Annotated in this window: 21 protein-coding genes and 3 tRNA genes; 5 read left to right on the forward strand and 19 right to left on the reverse strand. The window is 67.9% G+C overall.

The features are described from left to right. Positions 1–61: 61 nt before the first annotated feature. From ACZ50Z_RS23635 to ACZ50Z_RS23690, 12 genes are all read right to left on the reverse strand, one after another. Positions 62–3,340, reverse strand: coding sequence for an arabinosyltransferase domain-containing protein (locus ACZ50Z_RS23635; protein ID WP_464485729.1), 3,279 nt, complete (start codon positions 3,338–3,340; stop codon positions 62–64). A 6-nt stretch (positions 3,341–3,346) separates the two neighbouring features. After that, a complete protein-coding gene (locus tag ACZ50Z_RS23640) occupies positions 3,347–5,227 on the reverse strand; it encodes a galactan 5-O-arabinofuranosyltransferase (RefSeq protein WP_464485730.1) in 1,881 nt (626 codons plus the stop codon). 2 nt (positions 5,228–5,229) lie between these two features. Beyond that, complete coding sequence (locus ACZ50Z_RS23645; protein WP_464485731.1) at positions 5,230–5,994, reverse strand: decaprenylphospho-beta-D-erythro-pentofuranosid-2-ulose 2-reductase; 765 nt, start codon at positions 5,992–5,994, stop codon at positions 5,230–5,232. Then, the gene (locus tag ACZ50Z_RS23650) at positions 5,995–7,377 is read right to left on the reverse strand and encodes an FAD-binding oxidoreductase (protein ID WP_464485732.1); all 1,383 of its coding nucleotides are present in this window, start codon (positions 7,375–7,377) and stop codon (positions 5,995–5,997) included. Between the two features lie 32 nt (positions 7,378–7,409). Beyond that, complete coding sequence (locus ACZ50Z_RS23655) at positions 7,410–7,832, reverse strand: GtrA family protein (RefSeq protein ID WP_464485733.1); 423 nt, start codon at positions 7,830–7,832, stop codon at positions 7,410–7,412. A 51-nt stretch (positions 7,833–7,883) separates the two neighbouring features. Continuing rightward, positions 7,884–8,363 (reverse strand): GreA/GreB family elongation factor, encoded by a 480-nt coding sequence (locus tag ACZ50Z_RS23660; protein WP_464485734.1) that lies wholly within the window; start codon positions 8,361–8,363, stop codon positions 7,884–7,886. A 93-nt stretch (positions 8,364–8,456) separates the two neighbouring features. After that, positions 8,457–9,917, reverse strand: a complete 1,461-nt coding sequence (locus ACZ50Z_RS23665) for an HNH endonuclease signature motif containing protein (RefSeq protein WP_464485735.1) — start codon at positions 9,915–9,917, stop codon at positions 8,457–8,459. A 39-nt stretch (positions 9,918–9,956) separates the two neighbouring features. Further along, complete coding sequence (gene wzm, locus ACZ50Z_RS23670) at positions 9,957–10,787, reverse strand: galactan export ABC transporter permease subunit Wzm/RfbD (RefSeq protein ID WP_464485736.1); 831 nt, start codon at positions 10,785–10,787, stop codon at positions 9,957–9,959. After that, positions 10,784–11,710 (reverse strand): galactofuranosyltransferase GlfT1, encoded by a 927-nt coding sequence (glfT1, locus tag ACZ50Z_RS23675; RefSeq protein ID WP_464485737.1) that lies wholly within the window; start codon positions 11,708–11,710, stop codon positions 10,784–10,786. The genes wzm and glfT1 overlap by 4 nt, the downstream gene beginning before the upstream one ends. Continuing rightward, entirely contained in the window at positions 11,703–12,530 is an 828-nt protein-coding gene (wzt, locus tag ACZ50Z_RS23680; RefSeq protein WP_067173388.1) for a galactan export ABC transporter ATP-binding subunit Wzt/RfbE, read from the reverse strand. Before wzt ends, glfT1 begins: the two co-directional genes overlap by 8 nt. A 20-nt stretch (positions 12,531–12,550) precedes the next feature. Next, positions 12,551–13,000, reverse strand: a complete 450-nt coding sequence (locus ACZ50Z_RS23685) for a bacterial proteasome activator family protein (RefSeq protein ID WP_464486376.1) — start codon at positions 12,998–13,000, stop codon at positions 12,551–12,553. Between the two features lie 81 nt (positions 13,001–13,081). After that, entirely contained in the window at positions 13,082–15,052 is a 1,971-nt protein-coding gene (locus tag ACZ50Z_RS23690; protein ID WP_464485738.1) for a DUF6541 family protein, read from the reverse strand. A gap of 129 nt (positions 15,053–15,181) precedes the next feature. Here ACZ50Z_RS23690 and ACZ50Z_RS23695 point away from each other — a divergent pair, with 129 nt between their 5' ends. Continuing rightward, the gene (locus ACZ50Z_RS23695) at positions 15,182–16,378 is read left to right on the forward strand and encodes a cysteine desulfurase-like protein (protein ID WP_464485739.1); all 1,197 of its coding nucleotides are present in this window, start codon (positions 15,182–15,184) and stop codon (positions 16,376–16,378) included. 86 nt (positions 16,379–16,464) lie between these two features. Here ACZ50Z_RS23695 and ACZ50Z_RS23700 read toward each other — a convergent pair whose 3' ends face one another. Then, complete coding sequence (locus ACZ50Z_RS23700; RefSeq protein ID WP_464485740.1) at positions 16,465–17,433, reverse strand: NAD(P)H-quinone oxidoreductase; 969 nt, start codon at positions 17,431–17,433, stop codon at positions 16,465–16,467. Positions 17,434–17,470: 37 nt separating this feature from the next. Here ACZ50Z_RS23700 and ACZ50Z_RS23705 point away from each other — a divergent pair. Continuing rightward, positions 17,471–17,557: transfer RNA gene (locus ACZ50Z_RS23705), tRNA-Ser, on the forward strand. 5 nt (positions 17,558–17,562) lie between these two features. Here the strand turns inward: ACZ50Z_RS23705 and ACZ50Z_RS23710 are convergent. The 4 genes from ACZ50Z_RS23710 to ACZ50Z_RS23725 all read right to left on the reverse strand — a co-directional run bounded on the left by ACZ50Z_RS23710 (position 17,563) and on the right by ACZ50Z_RS23725 (position 21,079). Beyond that, positions 17,563–18,681 carry an Rv2629 family ribosome hibernation factor gene (locus tag ACZ50Z_RS23710; RefSeq protein WP_464485741.1) on the reverse strand — a complete coding sequence of 373 codons (1,119 nt, stop codon included), beginning with the start codon at positions 18,679–18,681 and terminating at the stop codon, positions 17,563–17,565. Positions 18,682–18,720: 39 nt separating this feature from the next. Beyond that, on the reverse strand, positions 18,721–18,909 hold the full coding sequence (locus ACZ50Z_RS23715; RefSeq protein WP_008263089.1) for a hypothetical protein: 189 nt from the start codon (positions 18,907–18,909) through the stop codon (positions 18,721–18,723). Between the two features lie 28 nt (positions 18,910–18,937). Next, a complete protein-coding gene (gene lipE / locus ACZ50Z_RS23720; protein ID WP_464485742.1) occupies positions 18,938–20,176 on the reverse strand; it encodes a lipase LipE in 1,239 nt (412 codons plus the stop codon). Between the two features lie 78 nt (positions 20,177–20,254). Next, the gene (locus ACZ50Z_RS23725; protein ID WP_464485743.1) at positions 20,255–21,079 is read right to left on the reverse strand and encodes a crotonase/enoyl-CoA hydratase family protein; all 825 of its coding nucleotides are present in this window, start codon (positions 21,077–21,079) and stop codon (positions 20,255–20,257) included. 23 nt (positions 21,080–21,102) lie between these two features. Between ACZ50Z_RS23725 and ACZ50Z_RS23730 the strand changes: the two genes are divergently transcribed. Continuing rightward, the gene (locus ACZ50Z_RS23730) at positions 21,103–21,687 is read left to right on the forward strand and encodes a TIGR03086 family metal-binding protein (protein ID WP_464485744.1); all 585 of its coding nucleotides are present in this window, start codon (positions 21,103–21,105) and stop codon (positions 21,685–21,687) included. Between the two features lie 163 nt (positions 21,688–21,850). Here the strand turns inward: ACZ50Z_RS23730 and ACZ50Z_RS23735 are convergent, their stop codons facing one another. After that, the gene (locus ACZ50Z_RS23735; RefSeq protein ID WP_464485745.1) at positions 21,851–22,324 is read right to left on the reverse strand and encodes a DUF4334 domain-containing protein; all 474 of its coding nucleotides are present in this window, start codon (positions 22,322–22,324) and stop codon (positions 21,851–21,853) included. A 10-nt stretch (positions 22,325–22,334) separates the two neighbouring features. Continuing rightward, the gene (gene hisC / locus ACZ50Z_RS23740; RefSeq protein ID WP_464485746.1) at positions 22,335–23,402 is read right to left on the reverse strand and encodes a histidinol-phosphate transaminase; all 1,068 of its coding nucleotides are present in this window, start codon (positions 23,400–23,402) and stop codon (positions 22,335–22,337) included. 84 nt (positions 23,403–23,486) lie between these two features. Between hisC and ACZ50Z_RS23745 the strand changes: the two genes are divergently transcribed. After that, positions 23,487–23,575, forward strand: a tRNA-Ser gene (locus ACZ50Z_RS23745). Positions 23,576–23,617: 42 nt separating this feature from the next. Further along, positions 23,618–23,690 (forward strand) — tRNA-Arg (locus ACZ50Z_RS23750). Positions 23,691–24,089 lie beyond the last annotated feature (399 nt).

Below are 24,089 nucleotides of genomic sequence, written 5' to 3' on the forward strand. Positions count from 1 at the left end.
ACGGTAAGTCTAGACTTACCGATGCCTGCAGCTCAAGGGTGCGCCCGAAGGCGCCGCGGTTCTAGGTCTTGCGCAGCGGCGCCGGGTTCCACAGACCGCCGCGCGTCGCCGTTCCCAACAGCAGGTCGGCGGGCTGCGCGCCCGGGTAATACGGCGTCAACCGTTGCAGCGAGCCCCAGTCGCGGGACCAGTCGTCCTTCAAATAGGTGGCCATCGTGGTCGCCTTGGCCAGCAGCTCGGTGACGCCCAGCGGACCACCGCCGTTGTTGTCCATCACGGGCGAGTTGGCCTCGGCGCCGAACCGGTCGGGCAGGATGCGCCATTTCGGTGTCTCGTCGACGCCGTTCTGATGGCCGAACGGGCGCTGGCACGGGAAGGCCAGCCCGACGAGCCAGTCCAGAAACACCGGATCGGTGGAGCCCACCACGTCCTGCAGCGTGCGCAGCTGCGGAATGCGCGGCGGCGTCAGGGCGATCCAGTGCTGCGGCGCCAAGTCTTCGTCGTCGGCGACCAACCGAATCTGGGTGGCGGAATTGGGGATTGCCGACAGCGCCAGTCGCAGGTTGCGCCACGCCGGGGATGCACCGACGTCGGCGAATTGGAACGAGCCGCCGGGATGTCCACTGGCCGCCCGCTCGTCGGTGGCCCACTGCACCTGGACCTCGCGGGGGTCGAAGCGCCCGGACGCGCTGACCACCAGCAGTGGTCCGGCCTTGTCGCGCGGCGGCAGCCGGTACCAGCCCGACCGCAGGTGTGCCGGAATCTGGATGCCCGAGCGCCAGCTGCCGAGCACCGGTGTGCGCGCGGGGTCGAGGCTGAAGGGCAGCTGGGCCGACGATCCGTTGATGCCCGGCGCGGGGGTGGTGCCGCCCTCGGTGCCCGCCTGGTTGCTGCCGGTCTTCTCCTCGTCGTTGACGAAGCTGCGGTCACCCGGGCGTTCCATCACGGGGTCGGCGCGCACATCGGCGGGAATTCCGTTGGGCGTGAAGGCTTCCGACATGCCGGCGCCCAGGGCGTCCGCCGTCGAGGCATTCACCGGCGACAGCATGCCCACGTTAGGGTCCTGCTCCACCAGCACGTCCTCGGCCAGTCCACACGACTTTCCGGTCAGCGCTTGCAGGTTGGAGCGCCCCACCGACCACGCCGGATACTGGTCGGTCATCGCCAGCGTCAGCGACGCCACCTCGAACACCACCAGCACCCACGTCGCAATGGCCAACGGGGACTGGATGATTCCGGCCGCGCGTGCACCGTAACGGGTTTTGGGCGGACCGTTGTCGGGGGAGACGAAGTGGAACCATGCCGCCAGCAGCAGCACCACCACCGTCAGCCCGAGCAGCGCGGTGGCAAAGGCGTAGTGCCACGCCGGGAACGCGTTCGACCAGGGCACCCCGAAATTCGAGACGTACCACCAGCCGTTGACGCTGGCGAACGACAGCGCCACCAGGAACAGCACCACCGCGGCGTACACGGTGCGGTTGCGCCTCGACCGCATGGCCACGGCCGTCACCGCGACCGCGGCGAGCGCGCCCAGCGGGCCGGCGAGCCCGGCGAACACCCCGAAGTGGTGGGTCCATTTGGTGGGGGTGAACATCATCGCGACGAACGAGATGATGGTGATTCCGACGATGCGCCGGCTCGGCCCGGCGGCGGTACCCGGAATTCGGCCCTTGCGCAACGACATTGCGACCGTGACCCCGAGTGCGAGAACCAGCGCCAGCACGGCGAACCGGCGGGCGACCGACCCGTCGGGGCTGGCCATGAACAGCCGCTCGTAACGGATGTGTTCGTCGAACCAGCTCAGGCTGGGGCCGACGGCCCGCTTGAGCATCGTGGCCTGGACCTCACCGGCCAGCGTCTGGTCGCGGAAGATCAGGATGGCGGTGACGGTGACCGCGGCAAGCAACGGCAGCACCAGCGGCAGCGCGCCGAACCGGGTGATCCTGCGGTGCAGGATGGTGCGCAGCGGCCCGATCGCGACCAGCAGGGCGCCGATCGAGGCGATGCCCGTCGGGCCGGAGAACAGGGTCAGCGCGCCGATGATGCACGCGATCGCCACCGGCAGCAGCCGGCTGGTGGCCACCGCGCGCTCCACCGAACACCACGTCAGCAGGATGCCCAGGGCGATGATCGGCTCGGGGCGCAGGCCGTTGTCGAGCGGGAGCCAGACCGCCAGGAACGTGCCCGCCGCCGTCCAGGCCGCCGCGCGGTTCTGCTTGACCGCGTGGCCCAGGCGGGGCATGACCTCCCGGCTGATCACCCACCAGCACGTCAGCGCCATCACCAGGGTGGGCAACCGCATCCAGATGCTGGTGGTGCTCACGTGGGCCCACAGCGCCAGCAGGTCGTAGTACCAGCCGAAGGGAGCCTCAGGCGTGCCGAACCAGCGGTAGTAGTTGGCCATGTAGCCGGCGTGCTCGGACACCCGGGCCATGGTCAGGATGTAGCCGTCGTCGGAGGTGTTGGCGCCGACGAAATGCCACCACACCAGCACCGCGATGACCAGGGTGTCCAGCGCGCCGATCGACCACCAGCGCGCGGGCAGGAAGCGGCGGTGCCGGGTTCCGTCGGCGGTGTCGAGCCGGTGCAGCGCGATCAGGGAGGCGGCGGTCAGTACCAGCCCGAGGATCATCGCCGCCATCTTCAGCGGGGTGGGGCTGCTGCTGTAGCGGGTGTCGATGGTCGCCGAGAAGTGCAGGCCCGTCGGCGCCGGTCCGCTCAGATCGGTGAAGACGCCGACGATCTGCGGCCGGAAGTCATAGCCGCTCTTCTCCCCGCGCAGCGGCGAGCCGGGATGCTCGGCGTTGGGTCCCTGGGTCAGCCCGACGAACTCGGCGGTGACCCGATCGGCGTGCGCGGTGAACGTCAGCCGCTCACACGCCGGGCTGAGCACCTGGCTCAGCGGGGCGCTCACCACCGGGACGTTGCGCACCACCAGCACCAGCTCGTCGTTGGCCCGCACGATCAGCAGTCCCCGATCGACGGCCTTGGGCGCCTGCTTGGGCACCGTCGACAGCAACACCGTCCTGCCGGCGTTGCCCCCGCCGGTCAGCCCGGCAGCGGCCTGACACGGGACGGTGATGTTCAAATCGGTGGCGACGTAACCGATCAGGGGCGCGTCGACGCTGCCGAAGGTGCCGTTCTGGGGCCAGTTCAGCTGGGCGGTCGTCTGGTCGACCGGTAGCAGCGGTGTGGCGATCGCCAGCAGCACGCCGAGCAGCCCGGCGACGGAAGCAACCAGCCGGGCGATCCGGTGATTGGCTTCCCTGTCTTGCACGGTGCTAGATGCTAGTTCTTGCCCCGGGTGCGGCCCCGTTTGAGGCGTGGTCTCGGTGCTCATCAGCCGTTACGCCGCCGGTTTGCGGATGGCCAGTACGAAGGGGCCGACGCTGCGGACGACGAAGCGCGGGCTGTCGAACAGGGCGCCGCGCAAGTCGACGGTGTAGCGCCGCACGTTGGGCTGGTTGGGGTAGACATCCTCGGCCAGCCGCAGGGTGTAGTTGCCGTTCGCGCCGCGGCGCATCAGGAAGACCGTCGGCGCCGGCCAGGGGCAGGAGTCCAGGGCGCGGATCAACTCGTCGGCGTTTTTGAGCTTGGACCACTTGGTGATCTGCGCGGCCCGTAGGTCGAATTGCGCGAGCGGGTTGGCGTAGTGCGACGTGAGCCCCTGGAATCCCCAGTAGGGGTAGAAGGACAGGAAGCTGTAGTCGGCCGTCATCACCACGGTCTGGTCGCGGGGCTTGCCGGTCACCTGCGTGATGTCGTGATCGATTGTCGCGTAGAACTTTTCGGCGCTGGGCGGGCGCCGGTCGCCGCGCTGCCCGTTGCCGTCGGTGTCGGTGTAGGCGATGGTGAGGTCGGGGCGCAGCACGTCGGGGATGTCCTGGCTGAACGCGATCGCGGCGGCCAGCCCGATGGCGCCGGCCACCGGGACCACCGCGCGGCTGCGCTCGCGCCACGCCGCGGCGAATTCGACAAATCCGAACACCCCGGCGGCCACCAGCAACACACTCAGGGTCGGCTGCAGCCGGAACGACAACAGCGTGACGCGCGCCAGCGTGGTGAGCATCGACAACAGCGACCACAGGTAGATCGCCAGCACCCCGATGGCCAGCGCGCCCGCCCGCACCGAGGATCCGGCCCGCACCACCAGCCACAGCGTGCCGATCATGGCGACGACCCCGAGCAGCGTGAACTGCAGCATCGGGAAGGTCAGCTCGGCCCCGTCGGCCGGCAGGTAGTGGGCGGCACCGCCGGTGTTGCTGATCGGACTGCGGGCCGCTCGCAGCAGGAACGGCAACCAGGTGGTGCAGCCGATCACCACGGCGACGCCGGCGATGACCGCCAGCCGCCGCAGCGGATCGAGCGCGGCCTTCGCACCGTCTTGATGCCAGCGCACGCCGGCCAGCCACAGCGCCATCAGCCCGATCGCGAACGCGCTGAACCCGAACAGCAGGGTGTACCAGGTGGCCGTCCACCCCACGAAAATTCCGGCGCCGATCACCGCACCCCAGCCCGCCCGGCGGCCCGCGCCCGGACGGTCCGCGGCGCGCAGGCCCGACCAGGTCAGCACCAGCACCGGCGGCAACAGCACGGTGATCATCGCCGAGTAGGGCTCGGGCGAGCCGTAGGCGAGCGTGACCGCGGCCGTCGCGGTGGTGACGATGAGCGCGTACTCGAACCGGACCATCCGCCACCACAACACCAGCGCGATCGCGACGGCGACGGCGATCGAGGTGATGGCCCACGGCTTGAAGATCTCCCACGCCGGTGCCCCGCTGAGCGCGGCAGCGCGCCCGCCTATCCAGAACCAGCCGGGTGGGTAAAACGGCGGCAGCCCGAGGTAGGTCATGTCGCGCAGGGCGGGGTTGTCGGCGAGCCGGGTGACGTATTCGGTGCGGAACTGCTGGTCGACGGAGATGCCGAACAGGTACAGCTTGGTCGCCCCGAGCGGCATGCCCAGGGTGACGACGGTGAACGCGGACACGAACACCAGCCCGCCCACCTGGGCGAGCCACCGGTGTCCGCGCCGCCACACCCAGGCCACGGCGACCAGACCGGCCAGGCAGCCGACCTGCCCGACGGTGGTCAGCGCGTGCAGTTGGTTCGATGAGGGAAAGGCCGGCCATTGCACGCGCGAGATGGCGATCAGCGACACCACCGCGACGGCCACCGCAACCAGCGCCGCCAGGGCCATCTGGCCAAGGGTGGCCAGCGCGTTACGCATGATCAGATTGGCAGCTTGCGGAAGATGGGGCGCGGGACGTGTCGCAACACCATCATCACATAGCGGAATGCTGCTGGTGCCCAAACCAATTCCTTACCCTTTGCGGCAGCGGTGACCGCGAGGTTGGCGACGTATTCCTTATCGACGGTAAGCGGCGCTTCCTTGACGTGCGCGCTCATCCGGGTGCGCACCTGGCCGGGGCGAATCACCAGGACACGAACCCCGAACTCGCGCAACGCTTCTCCCAACCCCAGGTAGAAGCCGTCCAGACCCGCCTTGGTGGAGCCGTAGACGAAGTTGGACCGTCGCACCCGCTCGCCGGCGGCAGAACTCATCGCGATGATCTGGCCGAAGCCCTGGGCGCGCATCTTCTCGGCCAGCAGCACACCCACCGAAACCGCGGCGGTGTAGTTGATTTCGGCGGCCAGCACGGCCTTGTGCTGGTTCTGCCACAGCTCCTCGGCGTCACCGAGGATGCCGAATGCGACGATCGCCACGTCGACGTCGCCATTGGCGAACGCCTGATCGATCATTTTGGGGTGCGTGTCGGGGTCGGTGGCTTCGAAATCGATCAACTCCACCGATCGCGCACCGGCGGCCTTCAGTTGCGCGACGGCGGCGTCGCGGCCCGGGTCGTTGGGCATGGCGGCCAGCACGATTCGCGCGTGCGCGTTCTGCAGGTAGCGTTCGCAGATGGCCAGCCCGATCTCGGAGGTGCCGCCGAGCAGCAGGATGGTCTGCGGATTTCCCACGGCGTCCAACACCATTTAGAGCAGCTCCAAACGTCGGGCCATGTCCGAGGCGAACACCCGCAAGGGGTCGACCTTGCGGCGTATCGCGATCCATTCGTCGATGCGCGGATACATGGCGTGAAAGGTTTCCGCGCTGACACGGGAGTCCTTGGCGGTATAGACCCGTCCGCCGAATTCCAGTGCGCGCCGGTCGAGTTCGTTGAGGAACTCGTTGATCCCGGGCTTGTTGGGGAAGTCCATCGCGACATTCCAGCCGGCCATGGGGAAACTCAGGGGGGCGCGGTTGCCCGGCCCGAAAAGCTTGAACACGTTCAGTGCCGAGTAGTGTCCGGTGGTTTGAATCCAGCGGATGATGGCCTTGAATTCGTCCATGGCGTTCGGCGGAACCAGGAACTGGTGCTGGGCGAAACCCCTTGGGCCATAAGCGTTGTTCCAGCCGCTGACCAAGTCCAGCATGTGGTAGAACTGCGACAGGTTCTGGATCTTGCCCGAGTAGGTTCCGCCGAGGCGGTAATACGTCTCACCGATGGCCATGAACGACAGCTTGTTCATCGCGCTGACCGGAAACAGGTTCGGCACCGTCAATAGCTGCGGCGCATCGAATTTCAGCGGATTCTTGGCGAGTTTTTTCGGCAGTTGATCCAGCTTCGCCAAACTGCCGCGGCTGACCGCGGCCCGCCCGAGCTTCGGCGGCGGACTGATCAGGTCGAACCAGGCGCTGGAGTAGGTGTAGTTGGCTTCGCTGCCGTCGAGGTGGACGGCCACCGTCTCGTCGAGATCCTTGGTGGCCACGCCGTCGGCGATGAAGTAGGCCGTCTCCGTCGGAGTCATGACAATGGTTGCGCGCAGCACGATCCCGGTCAGGCCGTTGCCCCCGACGGTCGCCCAGAACAGCTCGGCGTCGTCTCCGTCCGGGGTGATGGTGCGCACGGTGCCGTCGGCCATGAGCAGATCCATTGACCGCACATGGTTGCCGAAGCTGCCCGCGCTGTGGTGGTTCTTGCCGTGGATGTCGCACGCGATCGCCCCGCCCACGGTCACCTGCCGCGTTCCCGGCAGCACCGGAACCCAGAGCCCGAACGGGAGCGCCGCCTTCATCAATTGGTCCAGGCTGACTCCGGCGTCGACATCGACCAGGCGGGTGTCGGCGCTGATCGAGTGGATGCGGTTGAGGCCGGTCATGTCGATCACCAGGCCGCCGCCGTTTTGCGCGTTGTCGCCGTAGGACCGGCCCAGCCCGCGCGCGATCACGCCGCGGCCGCCCGAGTCGGCCGCCCGGGCCACCGCCTGGGCGATCACCTCGGGATCGCGAGTGGACAGCACCTGGGCCACCGACGGTGCGGTGCGCCCAAAGCCCATCAGCCGGGCGGGCTTGGTCACGGGATCGGTGCTCGACATCGTCAAAGAGGGTACCGCCTGCCGACGGCGGCTCAGTGGATGCGGAAGATTACGGCCCGCTGCACGACGAAGTTGATCACCGTCGCGGTGCCCTGCGCGATCACGAACGCGACCGGGATCGCCCACCCCTGGTAGTGCAGAAACGCCAGACACAGGTGGTTCAGCCCGACCTGCACGGCGAAGGTGATGGCGTAGAGGACCATGACCGCGACGAACCGGGCGGTGCTGGGCGGCGCCTGGAAGGTCCACCGGCGGTTGATCAGGTAGGCGGTGATGGTGCCGACGACGAAGCTGATGGACTTGGCCACGTCGACCTGGACGTGCGCCGCCTTGAACAACACCAAGTAGAGCCCGAAGTCCACGATCCCCGCCAGGCCGCCCGTGACGACGAAACGCGTGACCTGCGTCGTCAGGCTCAGCCGCTCCGGCGCGGTCGGGGACTCGGGGGGAAGCATTGGGGGAGTTTAACGGGGCCGGCGGGACCCGGCGGGCAGCGTCGGGCTGCGTCAGTGGGGCAGCTTGACCGCGATCAACTCGACCTGGTTCTCGCCCTGCGGGGTGGAGTAGGTCACCGTGTCGCCCGGCTTGCGCCCGGCCAGGGCCTGGGCCAGCGGACTGCGCGCGGTCAGCGTCTCGGCCTCCCGGCCCACCGGCGTCTCCTCGACGATGGAGATCACGTGCATCGTGACCACCTCACCGTCGGCGAACCGCAGCGTCACCTCCGTGCCGCCGGGCAGCGTCTCCGACGAGTCGGAGTCCGGCGGCCCGGCCCGCAAACGCCGGTCCAATTCGTTGATCCGGTCGGACAGGACGACGAGCTCGTCGGCGCGCTGGATCGCCTCGGCCGCGTCGCCGTGATCGCCCACCATCCCGCGGTCGTTCTTGACTTCGGCCTCGAGGCGGTCGCGCCGCTGCCGCAGCCGGTCCAGCTCAGCCTCGAGGTTGTTCCGCGCGGCGTCCGCTGCCGATTGGACTTTCTTGCTCACGTCCGTGGACCTTTCGCCCAGTGTGCTCAGGTGGCGTACCAGTGTGACACCACGATGAGGCAGCCCGCCACCATCAGCGGGGGAACAAGAAATCTAAAAGGGCGGCGGGTCGTTGATGTTGGGCGCCGACCGCTCGGCCTCGCGTGCCGCCTCGGCGCCGATGCGTGCCTCGTTGAGGCCGCGCTCCCAGCGGACCCGGGCGGCGTGATCCTCGGCCCGGGTCCGTCGCCGGGCCGGCATCATCACACCGCGGTCCTGCGCGGGTGCCGGCGTGAAGGTCGGCAGTGTCAACGTTCCCGTCGGGACCGCCAACGCCGGAAAATACAGGCCGCCAAGAGGTTTGGTGGTGTACGCATGCCCCGTCGGGGACGTCCACACCACCGTGCCATCGGGCAGCTGGCGGTCCCGCCAGCCGTCGGGGCCCGTATAGAACGTCTTGAGCAGGTGATGGTGGCGGCAGAGCAGCTTGAGGTTCGACGGATGCGTGGGGCCGAGCGGAAACGGCACCGTGTGGTCGATATCGCAAACGTCCGCCGCAGCGTCGCAGCCGGGGAATCGGCATGTCAGGTCGCGGAAGCGGACGAATTCGGCCAGTGCGGTCGACGGCCTATACCCGGCTTCCGCGCGATCCGGCGGCACCGAGAGCGGCTTGGTTTTGGCAACACCGACCAGATCGCGCAGCGATGCCGTCGGCAAGGGACCGAACCCAGGTAGATACGCCGGTGCGCGCGCCTCGCCGCTGACCGCGCCCGGCTTGGCCAGCAGATGGATCATGACGTTGGTGCCCGGGGGCCGCTGTGCCGCAACGCAATCCGCGCCGCTACAGTTGCAGCGCAGAGCGGTCAGCCCGGCGGCCATCGCGCCCAAAGCGTCGGCGCGGCGCTGAGCCCTGGTGCGTGAGTCGTTCGGGCACACCGAGTCGGCCAACGCGTCAAGCGCGCTGTCCACCGCGGCCGCATCGGTCGAATGCACCCTCGCCGAGATCTCCGCCAGCCCCGGGCTGATGGGCCCGATCTCGACACGGCGATCCTCACTGCGCATCCCCGGCACGCGCACCCCGGCGGGATCGATACGCGCCACCCACATATCAATGCGCTCAGCCATTTTCGGGCCCGACAACCGCATCCACTTGGGCGCGTGCCGGGCCACCGCGGAGTCCAGCCGGGCGATCAACTCGGTGTCTTCCATCAGCTCGGTGCGGTACACCACCGCCGCCATCAGACGGAAATCGATGCCGCCCTGGGCGAAGACCTCAGCGACCCGGGGCAGCCGCTCACGCAGCGCGATCGCATAGTGCAGCCGCCCGGCCGCCCGGCCGCGGCTGATGCCCAGCGCGGCGGCCACCTCGGCGACCACGTTCGCGTGTCCATCGACGGCCCAGTTGAAACGCTCGGCGTCGTCGGCCGGTGCCCGGCGCGCGTACAGCTCCCCGATCGCCGCCAACTCCCGCGCGCACTGCGCGTTCTGCGCCCGGGCCGCCGCGGTGACGCGGTCCAGCACGCCGGCGTCATCGACGCCCTGAAACACCAGGTCACCGGGCACTGTATCGAACATACATTCGATAGTAGCCATGCCCTACGACAAGTTGCCGGGCTACACCCAGTACGGCACCCGGGCGCGGTACTGGCGCATCGCGAACGCCGCGAGCACCCACCCGACGGCCGTCAACACCAGCACCACGGCCCAGTGCCGCAGCTCCTGGTGCGCCCCGAGCAGCGGCGCGCGAACGATGTCGAGGTAGTGCAGCAGCGGGTTGAGTTCCACGATGCGCGACCAGCGTCCGGCACCCTGCTGACGCAAGGTGTCGTCGTTCCAGATGATCGGCGTCATGAAGAACAGCAGCTGCACGACGGAAAAGAGCAGCGGGCCGATATCGCGGTAGCGGGTCGCCAGGATGCCGAAACACAGTGACACCCATATGCAATTGAGCACGATCAGCGCCAACGCAGGGATCACCGCGAGGTCGGCCCACGACCACGGCTTGGGATAGATCATCGCGATCACGACGTAGATGACGATGTTGTGCGCGAACAAGATGACCTGCCGCCACACCAGCCGGTAGACATGCACGCTCAGCGGGGTGGGCAACTGCTTGATCAGTCCCTCGTTGGCGACGAACACGTCGGCGCCCTCCAGGATGGCGGCGTTGATCAGGTTCCAGATGATCAGGCCCAGCGTCACATACGGCAGGTGCACGGACAGCTCGAGGTGAAACAGCTTGGAGTACAAGCCGCCCATGGCGACCGCGGTGGTCCCCGTCGCGATCGTGATCCAGAAGGGCCCCAACACCGAGCGCCGGTAACGCTGTTTGATGTCCTGCCAGCCCAGGTGCAGCCAGAGCTCGTGACGACGGAAGCCGTCGGCCAGATCGCCGCGCGCGCGGGTGAATGTCCGCGACTGCGCCGCCGCGTCGAGGAACGTCATCGGGGCCCTCCCGGTCTCGATGGTGGCTGGCCGAATTGCTCACGACGTCCCAAGCGCCGCAACCGGATCCACTCGGCCAGGCCGCGGGGGTCGCGACGGGTAATTAAGAAGAACCAGCCGAACCGGACCCACTCCTGCACCACCAGCTTGCGCAACCCGGGCTGTGACTGCAGGTAGCCGCGGTTGCGGTAGGTGAAGAAGCGCTTGGCGGCGTTGTCGGGATATTGGGTGTGCATCCGGCCGCCGAGGATCGGCCGGAATTCGTCGGATCCGCACGGATGCAGGTAGACCGCGTCGAGGCAGGTGCCGAACGGCAGGCCGGAACGCACCAGCCGCCGGTGCATCTCGACTTCGTCGCCACGGATGAACAGCCGCAGATCCGGGACGCCGACCGCTTCCAGCGTGGTGGCCCGGAACAGCGCGCCGTTGAACAACGACGCGATGCCACCCAACAGGTCCTGTCCAGCTTCGGTGCGCAATTCGCTTGCGCGCCTGCGCCATACCAGGCCACGACGCAACGGAAACGCCAGCCGCGCCGCGTCGTCGGAATTGCACACCATCGGTGACACCTCGGCCAGGTCGTGCTTGTCCGCGCACGCCAGCAGGGTGGCCAGAACGTGGGAGTCTTGCGGGCGCCCGTCGTCGTCGGCCAGCCACACCCACTCGGCGCCCAGGGCCAACGCGTGCAGCATGCCCAGCGCGAAACCGCCGGCGCCCCCGAGGTTGCGGCGCGAGCCCAGGTAGGTGGTTGGGATGGGTTGTCCCGCAACCAGTTCGCGGACGCGATCGTCGCCCGAGTAATCGTTGTCGACGACGATGAGGTGGTCGGGCAATCGGGTTTGGGTGCTCAGCACATCGAGGGACTTGGCCAGTTCGTCGGGGCGCCGGTGGGTGACGACGACGGCGACGACGGTGTCACTCATCTCCGGATGCCTGCTGGGCAAAGGGCTTATCGGCGGCGGTCTCGGCCAGCACCTCGCGCACGTGCCGGGCCGCATCCTCCCCCTCGTACGCGCGCACGACATCCTCGATGCCGCCGGTCATGCGGATGACACCGTGGTCGATCCACATCGCCGTCTTGCACAGCCGGGCCAAAAATTCGTTGGAATGGCTGGCGAACACCAGGATTCCGGACCGCTCCACCAGGCCCTGCAACCGCGACTGGGCCTTCTTCATGAAGTCGGCGTCCACCGCCCCCAGGCCTTCGTCGAGCAACAGGATCTCGGGATCGATGCTGGTGACCACGCCCATGGCCAGGCGCACCCGCATACCGGTCGAATAGGTGCGCAGCGGCATCGACAGGTAGTCGCCCAGCTCGGTGAACTCTGCGATCTCATCGACCTTGGACTGCATCTGTTTTCGGGTCTGCCCGAGGAACAGGCCGCGGATGATGATGTTCTCGTAGCCGGAGATCTCGGGGTCCATCCCGACGCCGAGGTCGAAGATCGGCGCCACCCGGCCGGTGACCTGCGCCCAGCCCCGGGTGGGCTCGTAGATGCCCGAAAGTAGCCGCAGCAGGGTCGATTTCCCCGCTCCATTGTGGCCGACCAGGCCGACCCGGTCGCCCAGCTCGAGGGACATGGTGATGTCCCGCAACGCTTCGACGACCACCACGTTGGAGTTGTTGCGCCCGATCGTGCCGCCCGCCTTGCCCAAGAAGGCCTTCTTCAGCGAGCGCGACTTGGCATCGAAGATGGGAAATTCCACCCACGCGTTGTGCGTCTTGATGTGAGGACCCGACACCGTGAACTACTCGAGGTCGCTTACAGGTACTGGCCGTGCCCGGGCGCACCGCCCGGCTTGCCGATGCCCGGGGGGAGCGCGCCCTGGCGCATCTTTTCCAGCTGGGCGCGGGCGGCCATCTGCTGGGCGAACAGCGCGGTCTGGATGCCGTGGAAGAGACCTTCCAGCCAGCCGACCAACTGTGCTTGGGCGATGCGCAATTCGGCGTCCGACGGCGCGGCGTCCTCGTTGAAGGGGAGGGTGAGGCGGTCGAGCTCCTCACGCAGTTCCGGCGCCAATCCCTCTTCCAGCTCCCGGATGCTGGTCGCGTGGATCTCCCGTAGCCGGTTGCGGCTGGCGTCGTCCAGCGGCGCGGCGCGCACTTCCTCGAGCAGTTGCTTGATCATGGTCCCGATTCGCATCACCTTTGCGGGCTGCTCGACCAGATCGGTCAGGGAGCGCTCGTCGGAGTCATCATCGGCGATCGCCATGATCCGCGGGTCGACGCCGCCGATGACTTCGACGTCGTCATCGTCGTTGCGGGTACTCAATACTTCACCATCCTTTGTGGACTATGAGTGTGGCGTCGTGCCGTTCGGTCGCCATTCATAAATTCGGGCACCGCCATTGTCGTAGATCAGCGACCACGACTTCGACTTATCCAGTGACACTAGTCCGTCGGGTACGGCGAATCCCCGGACAGTCGGCGCGCTGGTGTAGATGTACCGAATATTGAGCGCTTTAATCGCTTCCAGCACCCTCGGATCGGAATCGCCCCGGCGGGCCGAGGTCCAGAAGATGTAGCGGTTGGGACCCGGGCCCATCTGCTGTGGGTAGTCGTAGTGCGTCCATAGCGGGTGCAGGTCGGCGACGGCGTACATCCACGCGGTGCCGTCGGTGTTGGCGTTGCCGATCAGGGTCTCGCGGGCCCCGGGCAGCTTGGCCAGATAAGCCATGGCCATCAGATCGCGTTGGTCGATCATCACCGAGTCGTACTTGTCGCCGAACAACCACAGGTGCCGATAGAGGTAGTGGTGGGCGCTGAGCACCGTGGTCGCCACCAGCAGGACCGCGGTGACCGACGCCCAGACCGGGGCGGGCAGTGGTTTGAACCGGCCCGACACGCGTCGGGCGCCGGCCACGACGCCGATCACGATCGTGAACAACGCGATGCCGGCCATCGGTTCCAGCAGCAGGGTGGTGGCGGCCGCGATCCGGCGCGGATCCTTATAGAAGAACTCGCCGAACATCCCGGCCACCGCGCCGATGGGGCCGCCGATCGGGGTCCCGGCGTCGACGTTCACCACGATCAGCAGCAGCCACAGGGCCAGCGGCCACCAGACCCGCTTGACCAGCAGGATGACACCGCCGATGGCGGCCAACGCGATCAGCGCGTATTGGACCGGGAAGTCGTTGAGGTGGCGGGAGTGCTGGAAGACGGCGTCGAACAGCCCCCGCTTCTTGCTGAGGTAGGTCAAAAACGAGTGCCCGGCGATGATGTCTTCCTGTTCCTGGACGCTGATGAACTGCGGCAACAGGATCAACCCGGACACCACCGCGATGCAGGCCAGGGCCGCGACGTCGGCCAGCCTGCCGCGCACGGGATGCCACAGCGCCTCCAGGAGCCACCAGGCCGCCAGCATCAACAGGACGATCACACCGCCGGTGATGTGCACCGACATGACACCCACCAGCGCCAGCACGCCCGCCGGGATGCGGTCGCGGTGCCGCAACGTGGAGGTGATCAACACGAACGCCGGCACCGCGGCGCCGTAGGCCGCCAGGTTGGGCATCGCGGCGACGGCGAATTCGACGTAGGGGACCGCGGTGAACGAGGCCGCCAGCGCGGCGGAGGTCGCCGCGGCTCCCGCGGTGCGCCACTCGCCCCAGGTCGGGCGCAGCAGGCGCCAGGTGAGCATCGCGGCGCTGGTCGGAAACAGCCACACCGACGCGGCGACCGAGTTCAACGTGTAGCCGGTGGTGGGCGCCGCCCCGGTCAGCTGGCAGAACACCGCGGTCAGGGCGTGGAACACCGACGGGTAGTACAGCGTGTGGTGCGTTTCGACGTTGCGCAGCTCGCCCATGTGGGTGGACGACGCCTGGCCGGTGTCGAGGATGAACCGCACCTCGTTGGCGTGCCAGACCGCGTCCCAGGTGCTCGGGACACTTTGCCAGTGGGTCAGGCCGCGGTAGGCGGCCCACATGATCAGCAGGACGCCCAGCAGCACACCGGCCGCGACCGTGATCGCCGGCCAGCGGCTGACCCGGCGGGCTTCGGCGTCGCGGTCTCGATAGCGGGCGAGCAGCAGCTGGAAACCGGTCATCACCAGGCACACCACGGCCAGCGCGGCCAGCGCGGTCCAGCCGTTCCACGGTATTCCGATGGCGCCAAACGGAATAATGGCGAGCGCAATCACGCCGTAGGTCAGCGCCGGGCCCACCGCGACAGCGACCGGCCAAGACAGCTGACTGATACGTGCGATGATCGCCCCGGGCGCTATCAGCAAAAACAATGCAATGAGCGTTCCGAACCAGAGCCCCACTCGACTAGTATGGCTGGCCGGGTGCCCTGGCTCGGGAGGCCACCGACTCGCCGGCACGGCTTGGAGCCTTTCAAGGCACCCGCTACCGTCACAGTTTCGCAAAAAACGCGGAAGCCTAAGGTGGCCCACATGGCATATGACGTCGCCCGGGTGCGCGGACTGCATCCGTCGCTGGGTGACGGGTGGGTGCACTTCGACGCTCCGGCCGGGATGCTGATTCCCGATTCCGTCGCGACCACGGTGTCGACGGCTTTCCGCAGGTCTGGGCCCACCACCGTGGGGGCGCACCCGTCGGCGCAGCGCAGTGCCGCCATCTTGGAGGCGGCCCGGGCGGCGGTGGCCGATCTGTTCAACGTCGAACCGGCGGGCGTCGTGTTGGGCGCCGACCGCGCGATCCTGCTGTCGGCGCTGGCCGAAGCGTCGTCGTCGCGGGCCGGCCTGGGCTACGAGGTCATCGTCAGCCGCCTGGACGAAGAAGCCAACATCGCCCCCTGGCTGCGCGCGGCGCACCGGTACGGCGCCAAGGTCAAGTGGGCCGAGATCGACATCGAGACGGGCGAGCTGCCGACGTGGCAGTGGGAGGGCCTGATCGGGAAGTCCACCCGGCTGGTCGCGGTCGCCTCGGCGTCCGCGACGATGGGCACGGTCACCGATCTACGGGTGATGACAAAGCTGGTGCACGACGTCGGCGGCCTGGTGGTGGTCGACCATTCCGCCGCCGCGCCCTACCGGCTGCTCGACATGAAGGAAGCCGACGCCGACGTGGTGGCGGTGAATGCCGCCGCGTGGGGCGGGCCACCGATCGGGGCGATCGTGTTCCGCGATCCGGCGCTGCTCAACTCGTTCAGTTCCATCTCGGCCGACCCCAAGGCCACGGGCGCCGCGCGCCTCGAGATCGGCGCGCACCAGTTCGGACTGCTGGCCGGGGTGGTCGCCAGCATCGAGTACCTGGCGTCGCTCGACGAATCCGCCCGCGGCACCCGGCGCGAACGCCTGGCGGTGTCGATGCAATCCGCCACCTCGTATCTGAACCGGATCTACGACTACTTGATGGTGTCGTTGCGCTCGTTGCCGTTGGTGATGGTCATCGGCCGCCCGGAGGTGCGGATCCCGGTGGTGAGTTTCGCCCTGAACGGCGTGCCCGCCGAACGGGTGGTGCAACGGCTGGCGGACAACGGGATTCTGGCCGTCACCAACGAAAGCTCCCGCGCGCTCGACGTGTTGGGCGTCAACGACATCGGCGGCGCGGTCACCGTCGGGCTGGCGCACTATTCGACGACGGCCGAGGTCGATCAGTTGGTGCGCGCGCTGGCTTCCCTGGGTTGAGGCTGGGCTAAGCCTTTGGCCGCGAGCGTAACGCCACGGCGAATCTAAGGCCCGAAAATCGCCGCCTCGTTACGCGCGCGAATCCGCTAGACCGTCAGGACGATCTTTCCGGTCACCTCGCCCGCCACCAGTCGCTGGTGCGCTTCGCCGGCCTGCTGGATGGGCAGGCGGGCGCCGATGATCGGCCGCACCCGGCCGTCGGCGATCATCGGCCACACCGACGCCGTCACCGCCTGCACGACCTCGCTTTTGCTGTTCGGCCCGGCCGTCGGGCGCCCCCGCAGCGTGGTGCCGATGACCGCCGCGCGCTTGGCGAGCAGTTTGCCGATGTTGAGCTCGGCCTTGACGCCGCCCTGCATGCCGATGATGACGAGTTTTCCGTCGCTGGCCAGGGCGTCGATGTTGCGGTCCAGATACGCCGCCCCAATGATGTCGAAGATCACGTCAGCGCCACCGAACTCCTGCACCCGGGCGACGAAGTCTTCGTCGTGGTAGTTGATCATGATCTCGGCGCCCAGGTCGCGGCAGAAATCGAGCTTCTCCCTCGAGCCGGTGGTGACCGCCACCCGGGCCCCGAGCGCACGCGCGATCTGGATCGCGTGGGTGCCGATGCCACTGGCCCCGCCATGCATCAGCAGCAGCTGGCCCTCGCTCAGGCCCGCCGTCATCACCAGGTTCGACCACACGGTGCAAGCCACCTCCGGCAGCCCCGCGGCGTCGGCGAGGTCCACGCCGGACGGGATCGGCAGCACCTGCCCCGCCGGAACGACGACGTATTCGGCATACCCCCCGCCGGCCAGCAGCGCGCAAACCTCTTGCCCCGCAGGCCATTCTGTGACGCCCTCGCCGACCTCGGCGACGACGCCGGACACCTCCATGCCGATGGTCTCGCTGGCGCCGGGCGGGGGCGGATACTTGCCGGCGGCCTGCAGCACGTCGGCGCGGTTCACGCCGGCGGCGGTTACCTTGATCAGGACCTCGCCGGGCCCGGCGGAGACGTCGGCCACTTCCTGCCAGGACAGTTGATCGGGGGATTCGGCGACGATGGCGCGCATGGCGGCCACGCTACCGGCCCCCGTTACCCTTGTCCGTGGTGGCGTGGCAGAGCGGCCTAATGCACTCGCCTTGAAAGCGAGAGACGGCTAAAACCGTCCGGGGGTTCAAATCCCTCCGCCACCGCTCTTTCACTCGACGCTCTGGTGCAGCGTCGGCGCGTAGCGCAGCACCGCACCGATCCCGTCGGCTGGGGAGATCCGCTCGTCGGTGCGCACCAGGGCGGCGCCCACCGAGATCGCGGATACCGGCAGTGCCTCGTCGGCCCGCAGCGTCTTGGCGGGTGCGGCGCCCTGCTCGGACAGCACGTTCTCGTTGGGGGCGAGGGTCGTCAGGTCTTCGTCGGCTACCACGGTGGCGTCGCCGATGTCGCCGATGATCAGTGTCTCCACCGCGCCCTGACGCAGCGCCGAGCACACCGGACCCAGTCCCTCGGCCGCCAGCCCCGACTGCCGCCCGATCTCGGCGGTAAAGCGTTGTGCGGCATCGTCTATCGTCCGCAACTGGCCCTTGACGAATTCGTCTTCGATGGCCTGCTCGATCTCGCCGAAGTCGTGGCCGCTGTGCCGCGCACCGACCTCGAGGGCCACGGCGCGATCGCGCAGTCGTTCCGGCAGCGCGGCCAGCAGATCGGAGCGCGATCGCACCTCACCGACCACGAAGATGACCTCGATCGCCTTGTCGTCGGCGAGTTCGGCGACGCGATCGGCCACCGCCCGCACGTTCTTGCGGGCGGCCTCGTCGGTGCGCAACTGGGGGTCGCCGTAGCCGGCGGTCTCGGCGCCCGCGGCCTTGTGCACGGGATAGCCGCCGCCGTCGACGGTCTCGGTGCGCAGCGTCCCGCCGATGTGGGTGGTGATGTCGGCGCCGCTGTGGTCGACGACCACCAGGACGTAGTCGGGGTGATCGAAGCTCTGCTCGAGAATCGGTACCAGGTAAGGCAATTCGGACACCCGCACGACGTTCGCGGCGGGGCCGCGGGCCAGGTGCTCGTTGATCACCACACCGTCGGAGTTGGCGATCACCGCGCGCCCGCTTCGGCCGATCGGAGGACGCAGGTTCATGACCGCGTCCTCGATCGCGTCGATCACGGTGGCGTCGGCGCGAGAGCGTTCGAGGTCCTCCTTGACCGCGCGCCACTTGAGCTCGAGTTGAGCCTCGGCGTCATGGGTGTCGTGCGAGTCGTCGAAATACACCGAAACGAACGGCCCCGGTGCGTCCAGCAGCTTGCGGAAGCGTTGCGAGTCCATGCCTTGTTGGTTGCCCCGCGAGCCGATGCACAAACACCTTTAGCTTCGATCGCCCTCGCTGTCGTCGAAGAAATGCCAGTCGCCGTCGTGCTCGACTTCCATGCGCCAGCCGAGCTCGCTGTTGTCGGCCTTGTTGTCGACGAACCATGCGTGTGCGTCGTCGGCGCTGTCGATGTCCTTGGTCGCGACGACGTCGCCTTTCGGGTTGAGCACTCGATAGGTAGCCATGACGGCAGGGTTCCCACTGCCGTGGCCGTTAACCCGGGGGGATTTCCGCGGCGATGGTGTCCATCAGCGCTGTGTACCGGCGGGCCTCCGGATCCCGCCCGGGCTTGCCGCTGCTCACCACGCCTGCCGAGAGCCCGCGGGCGGGGTCGGCCCAGACCGCGATGTTGACCAGGCCGAGGTTGCCGAAGGCGTGCGGCGCGTTGCGGCCGAACGGTCCCCACCGGTTGGTGCCCAGGATGTAGCCCGTGCCCCAGCGAGCCGGCTGTAGCCCGACCGCGAAATCTGGTCGTAGCCTTCGGCATTCGGCTACCGCACCGTACATGGTCTCCGGACTGATGACCCGTACCCCGTCGAGTTCGCCTCCGCGACGCCAGATCTCGGCGAACCGCGACATCTCCTGGGCGTTCGACACCGTGTTGGACGACGGGATGATGGTGGTGAGGAACAACGGGGTGTTGGTGATCGGGATCATCTCGTGCACGGTTCCGCCGATCGCCTTGCGGAAGATCTGGGCGACCACCGGCGGCAGCGTGCGCCCGGTGGCGTGGCTCGGGGCCACCAGCGGCAGGTCCTTCTCGGCGACACCGAAGTTGGTCCAGCGGAAGCCGAGCGGGTCGAGGATCTCGGTGGCCAGGATTTCGCGAATTTCCTTGCCCGTGGCCGCATACACGATCTCGCGCACCAGCGGACCCCAGGTCAGCGCGTGATACATGTGGAACAACCCGGGACGGTAGAGGGGCCGCAATTCGCCGAGCTTGCGCTGCGCGTACTCGTGGTCGTCGGCGCGTTTGACGTCCGGTCGCGGGCCGGTCGGGAACGGTAGCCCGGCGCTGTGCGTCATCACGTGCCGGATGGTGATCCGGTGCTTGCCGTGGCTGGTGAAGGTGGGGATGTACTCGCACACCCGATCGTCGAGGGAGAAGACGCCGCGCTCGGCGAGCATGTGCACCACGGTCGCCGCCATCCCCTTGGCCGCCGAGTACACGCAAAACGGGGTGTCGGGCGTGACGGGGATCTGCTCGGCGTCGGGCGAGTCGCTCGGGGCGTTGCCCCAGCCGTGCCCGATCGCGCGATTGAGCACGACGCGCCCGTGCCGGCGGAGGCACAACTGGATCGCCGGATGGAAGCCGCCCCGGTACCAATGCCGCGCGGCCTGCCAGATCCGGTCGATTGCGGCGGCGTCGATATCGGAGTGGTCCTCGGCGCCGACCGTCGTCACCGCGTCCAGGTCGGCCGGCACGCGGATCTTGCCGTCAGGCTGGGTCACTGGCGCCGCTCCTCCTCATCGCTGCGCTCTGCATTGTCGCCGGCGCAGGTCACCTCAGCGAGGGTACGTGTGGCCGGACTACTCCCCGGTGAACTGCGGCGGACGCTTCTCGAACGTCGCCGTGATGCCCTCGGCCAGGTCCTTGGACGGCAGGAAGGCCGCGTTCCAGGCCGCCACGTATCGCAGGCTCTCCGAGACCGCCGCGATGCGCTGCTGGTCGAGCACGTCCTTGACGCCGTGGACGGTCAGCGGGGGATTGGCGGCGATCTCCGCGGCCGTGGCGTGGGCGGCGGCCAGCGTTGCCTCGGCGTCGGCGTACACGTCGTTGACCAGCCCGATCTTCTCGGCGCGCGCCGCGTCGATGTCCTTACCGGTCAGCGCCAGCTCACGCAGGTGCCCGTCGTTCAGGATCAACGGGAGGCGGGCCAGGCTGCCGACGTCGGCGACGATGGCGAGTTTGACCTCGCGAACCGAGAACTTGGCGTCTGCGCTGGCGTAGCGGATGTCCACCGCCGAGATCAGGTCGACGCCGCCGCCGATGCACCAGCCGTGCACCGCGGCGATGGTGGGGGTTCGGCAGTCGGCGACCGCGCTGATCGCGCCCTGCATGCGCAGCACCGTTCGGTGAAATTCGGCCCGCGGCCGCGCCGAGGCGCCCCCACCCAGCACCCCTGACAGCGTCCCGCCCATCGCGGCCAGGTCCAGGCCGTAGCTGAAGTTCTTGCCCGAACCGGCCAGCACGATGGCCCGCACCTCGGGGTCGGCGTCCAACTCCGGAAACAGCTCGGGCAGCTCGGCCCAGAAGGCGGGGCCCATCGCATTGCCCTTGCCCGGCCCGATCAGCGTCACCTGGGCGACGTGGTCCTTCTTCTCCACGGTGACGGATTCATATGCTTGCGCCATATCGAGACCGTAGCGTGGCGAATATGGCTCCCGATTTGCGACCCGGCCCGCATTCCCGGCCGACCGACGAGCTGCACAGCGCCGAGGACACCCTCGGGGTGCTGCAGCGGGTCCTGCATACCGTCGCCGCCGACGACGTCTCGCGGCGGACGCCCTGCGCGGATTTCGACGTGGCGCAGCTGACCGGGCATCTGCTGAATTCGATCAAAGCCCTCGGGGGCATGGTGGGTGCGGAAATTCCCGAACCCGCCGAAGGCGATTCGGTGGAGCGAAAGGTGGTCGCGGCGGCCCGCCCGGCGCTGGACGCCTGGCACCGCCACGGCCTGGACGGGTCCGTGCCGTTCGGCAAGGGTGAGATGCCCGCCAAGAGTGCGTGCGGTGTCCTGTCGATCGAATTCCTGGTGCACGCCTGGGATTACGCCGCCGCCGTGGGCCGCGAGATCGACGCCCCGGAGCCGCTGTCCGAATACGTGCTGGGGCTGGCCCGCCAGATCATCCGGCCGGAATTACGGGGTCAAGCCGGATTCGACGACCCAGTCGACGTGCCCGCGGACGCCGGCGCACTCGAGCAGTTGGTCGCATTCACCGGCCGCAACCCGGCGCGATAGCCCGCTCGACGGCTTTCGCCGGCGCGATAGCCCGCTCGGCGGAGTTCGCCCCGTCGAGTGTGAAGCCTTGGCTTTGAGTGTGAACCCACGGCGGGCCCGCCCGGCGTGTCGTCGCCCTGGACGCACAGTCAAAGCCGTCAGTTCACACTCGACGGCTCGGGACCTACACCCGCTCGAGGTAGAAGTAGTAGTACTTGCCCACCCCGCCCTGGAAGTCCCGGACGCCTTTGCCGTTCATGATCCCCATCACGGCGTTGTCGTCGATCTTCTTGAAGTGATCGTGCACCGGCTGGCCGTCGTAGACCATGGTCGCGGTGACCTCCCCGCGGAAGTCCTCCAGCCACAGGCTGGCCTCGCCCTTGCCCATCTCGACGTTGGAGAACTTGTTGCCGTCGGCGTCCAGGCAGACCAGCGGCTGCACGTCGCTGACGGATTTGAACGTCTTGCCGAACCACCCCGCCTTTTCCAGCTGGCCGTTCATCTTGTGGCCGGTCTGAAACTCGCCGCCCTTCCACTCGCCGAGCATCTCGTCGAGCATGGCGGGCGAAAGCTCTGCCCAGAACTCGTCGAGCTCGGAATCCGCGATGTCGCCGCTGCGCTCTTTGAACTCGATGAACTTCTTGCGGGCGAGGTCCACGGACGACTCCTTAGGGTTCGGTGCGGGCGATCCAGTCGCAGGCAAAACGCAGCAGGGCGTCGTTTTCCTCCGGCGCACCAATGGTGACACGGATGCCTTCGTCCGCGAACGGCCGCACCACCAGGCGCGCGTTGGCGGCCTGCTCGGTGAAGTCCATGGTGCGCGACCCGAGCGGCAGCCACACGAAGTTCGACTGCGACGGCGGCAGCTCGAACCCGGCCTCGCGCAGGGCGTCGCTCACGCGGGTGCGCTCGAGGACCAGCGCGTCGGTGCGGGCCATCAACTCGTCGGAGGCGTCCAGCGACGCGATGGCGGCGGCCTGTGCGACGTTGGTCACCGCGAACGGCATGACGACCTTGTCCAGCGCGGTGATCAGATCGGGGTGGGCGATCGCATAGCCGACCCGCAGGCCCGCCAGCCCGTACGCCTTCGAAAAGGTCCGCAGCACAACGACATTGCTGCGGTTAAGGGCCAGCTCCAGGCTGTTGGGCAGCATGCCGTCGCGGACGTACTCGACGTAGGCCTCGTCGATGGCGATGAGGACGTGCGACGGCACGGCGTCCACAAAGCGGGCCAGCGCGTCCGGGTCGACGACCGTGGACGTCGGGTTGTTGGGGTTGCAGACGAAAATCAGCCGGGTGCGGTCGGTTATCGCCGCGAGCATCGCGTCGAGGTCATGCGTGTGGTCGGTCAACGGCACCCGGACGGTGGTCGCGCCGGACACCTGGATGATCGGCAGGTAGCACTCGAAACTGCGCCAGCCGATCATCACCTCGTCGCCGGCCGCGGCGGTGATCTGAACGAGCTGCTGGCACAAGGTGACCGAACCGCTGCCGACCGCGATGTGCTCGGGGGCGACGTCGGAGCCCAGATGCATAGCCAGCGCCGCCTTGAGGTCCACGCTGGCGTTGTCCGGGTAGCGGTTGACGACGGCAATGGCCCGCTCGATCGCCGCATGCACGCTGGGCAGAGGGCCGTAAACGGTCTCGTTGCTGGCCAGCTTGATCGAGCCGGGCACGTTCTTGCCGGGCACATACACTGGCAGTCCGGCCAGCTCGGAGCGCAGACGGGCGGTCACTTCGACAGTTTATGTCTCAACTGTGTACAGTATGGCCGGTTCCGCGAGACCGGAAAGGGGTCGGTACCCTCAGAAAGTCCAAAGGGAGGCGTGCCAGAGCGGCCGAATGGGGCTCACTGCTAATGAGTTGTCCCCCTCAAAGGGGACCGGAGGTTCAAATCCTCTCGCCTCCGCTGGGTCCTTGAACGGAACACGGAAGTACAACTGAAGAACAGGCGCCCGTAGCTCAACGGATAGAGCATCTGACTACGGATCAGAAGGTTAGGGGTTCGAATCCCTTCGGGCGCGCTCATGTGGTGAGTCGAGTCATGGGTTACACCTGAGTCGCGTCATTGGTTACAGATCGCCCCGGCCATCGGCCGGGGCTTTTTTGTTGGTTGCGCCGGTAGTTTCGGTCAGGGTCGATGTGGTGGCTGGCGATGAGTTGGTAGCTCGGTGTGGCCGGGATGGTGACGGTGGTGGCGGTGAGAGCACCGGTAGTCCGGCTTGGTGCAGGTTCGGCTGCAGGGTCACCGGGCCGGCATCTAGACCATCAGTGCCGAGCTGTTCATGCAGCCCCAAGATGGCGATGATGACGTCGTCGCTGACCGCGCGGGGTTTGCTGACGGCGCGCCGTGACCGTGGGTCAACTGCCTCCAGGCCGCCCTCGCGATAGCGCTTGAGCCTTGGCGGCTGCGGTGACGGTGA

The sequence above is a fragment of the Mycobacterium sp. NTMscope_MAC_269 genome, from assembly GCF_976985695.1.

Coding starts and splice junctions, on each gene's coding strand:
- wzm (WP_464485736.1), bottom strand. CDS start 10,787: ATGACGTTCCTCGACGCGGCGGCGCAGTCGCGGACATTCACCCGCGCG.
- ACZ50Z_RS23665 (WP_464485735.1), bottom strand. CDS start 9,917: ATGTTCGATACAGTGCCCGGTGACCTGGTGTTTCAGGGCGTCGATGAC.
- ACZ50Z_RS23700 (WP_464485740.1), bottom strand. CDS start 17,433: ATGCGCGCCATCGTCGCCGAATCCCCCGATCAACTGTCCTGGCAGGAA.
- ACZ50Z_RS23695 (WP_464485739.1), top strand. CDS start 15,182: ATGGCATATGACGTCGCCCGGGTGCGCGGACTGCATCCGTCGCTGGGT.
- ACZ50Z_RS23655 (WP_464485733.1), bottom strand. CDS start 7,832: ATGCTTCCCCCCGAGTCCCCGACCGCGCCGGAGCGGCTGAGCCTGACG.
- ACZ50Z_RS23725 (WP_464485743.1), bottom strand. CDS start 21,079: ATGGCGCAAGCATATGAATCCGTCACCGTGGAGAAGAAGGACCACGTC.
- ACZ50Z_RS23715 (WP_008263089.1), bottom strand. CDS start 18,909: ATGGCTACCTATCGAGTGCTCAACCCGAAAGGCGACGTCGTCGCGACC.
- ACZ50Z_RS23640 (WP_464485730.1), bottom strand. CDS start 5,227: ATGCGTAACGCGCTGGCCACCCTTGGCCAGATGGCCCTGGCGGCGCTG.
- ACZ50Z_RS23650 (WP_464485732.1), bottom strand. CDS start 7,377: ATGTCGAGCACCGATCCCGTGACCAAGCCCGCCCGGCTGATGGGCTTT.
- ACZ50Z_RS23635 (WP_464485729.1), bottom strand. CDS start 3,340: ATGAGCACCGAGACCACGCCTCAAACGGGGCCGCACCCGGGGCAAGAA.
- ACZ50Z_RS23685 (WP_464486376.1), bottom strand. CDS start 13,000: ATGGCGATCGCCGATGATGACTCCGACGAGCGCTCCCTGACCGATCTG.
- ACZ50Z_RS23645 (WP_464485731.1), bottom strand. CDS start 5,994: ATGGTGTTGGACGCCGTGGGAAATCCGCAGACCATCCTGCTGCTCGGC.
- glfT1 (WP_464485737.1), bottom strand. CDS start 11,710: ATGAGTGACACCGTCGTCGCCGTCGTCGTCACCCACCGGCGCCCCGAC.
- ACZ50Z_RS23710 (WP_464485741.1), bottom strand. CDS start 18,681: ATGGACTCGCAACGCTTCCGCAAGCTGCTGGACGCACCGGGGCCGTTC.
- ACZ50Z_RS23730 (WP_464485744.1), top strand. CDS start 21,103: ATGGCTCCCGATTTGCGACCCGGCCCGCATTCCCGGCCGACCGACGAG.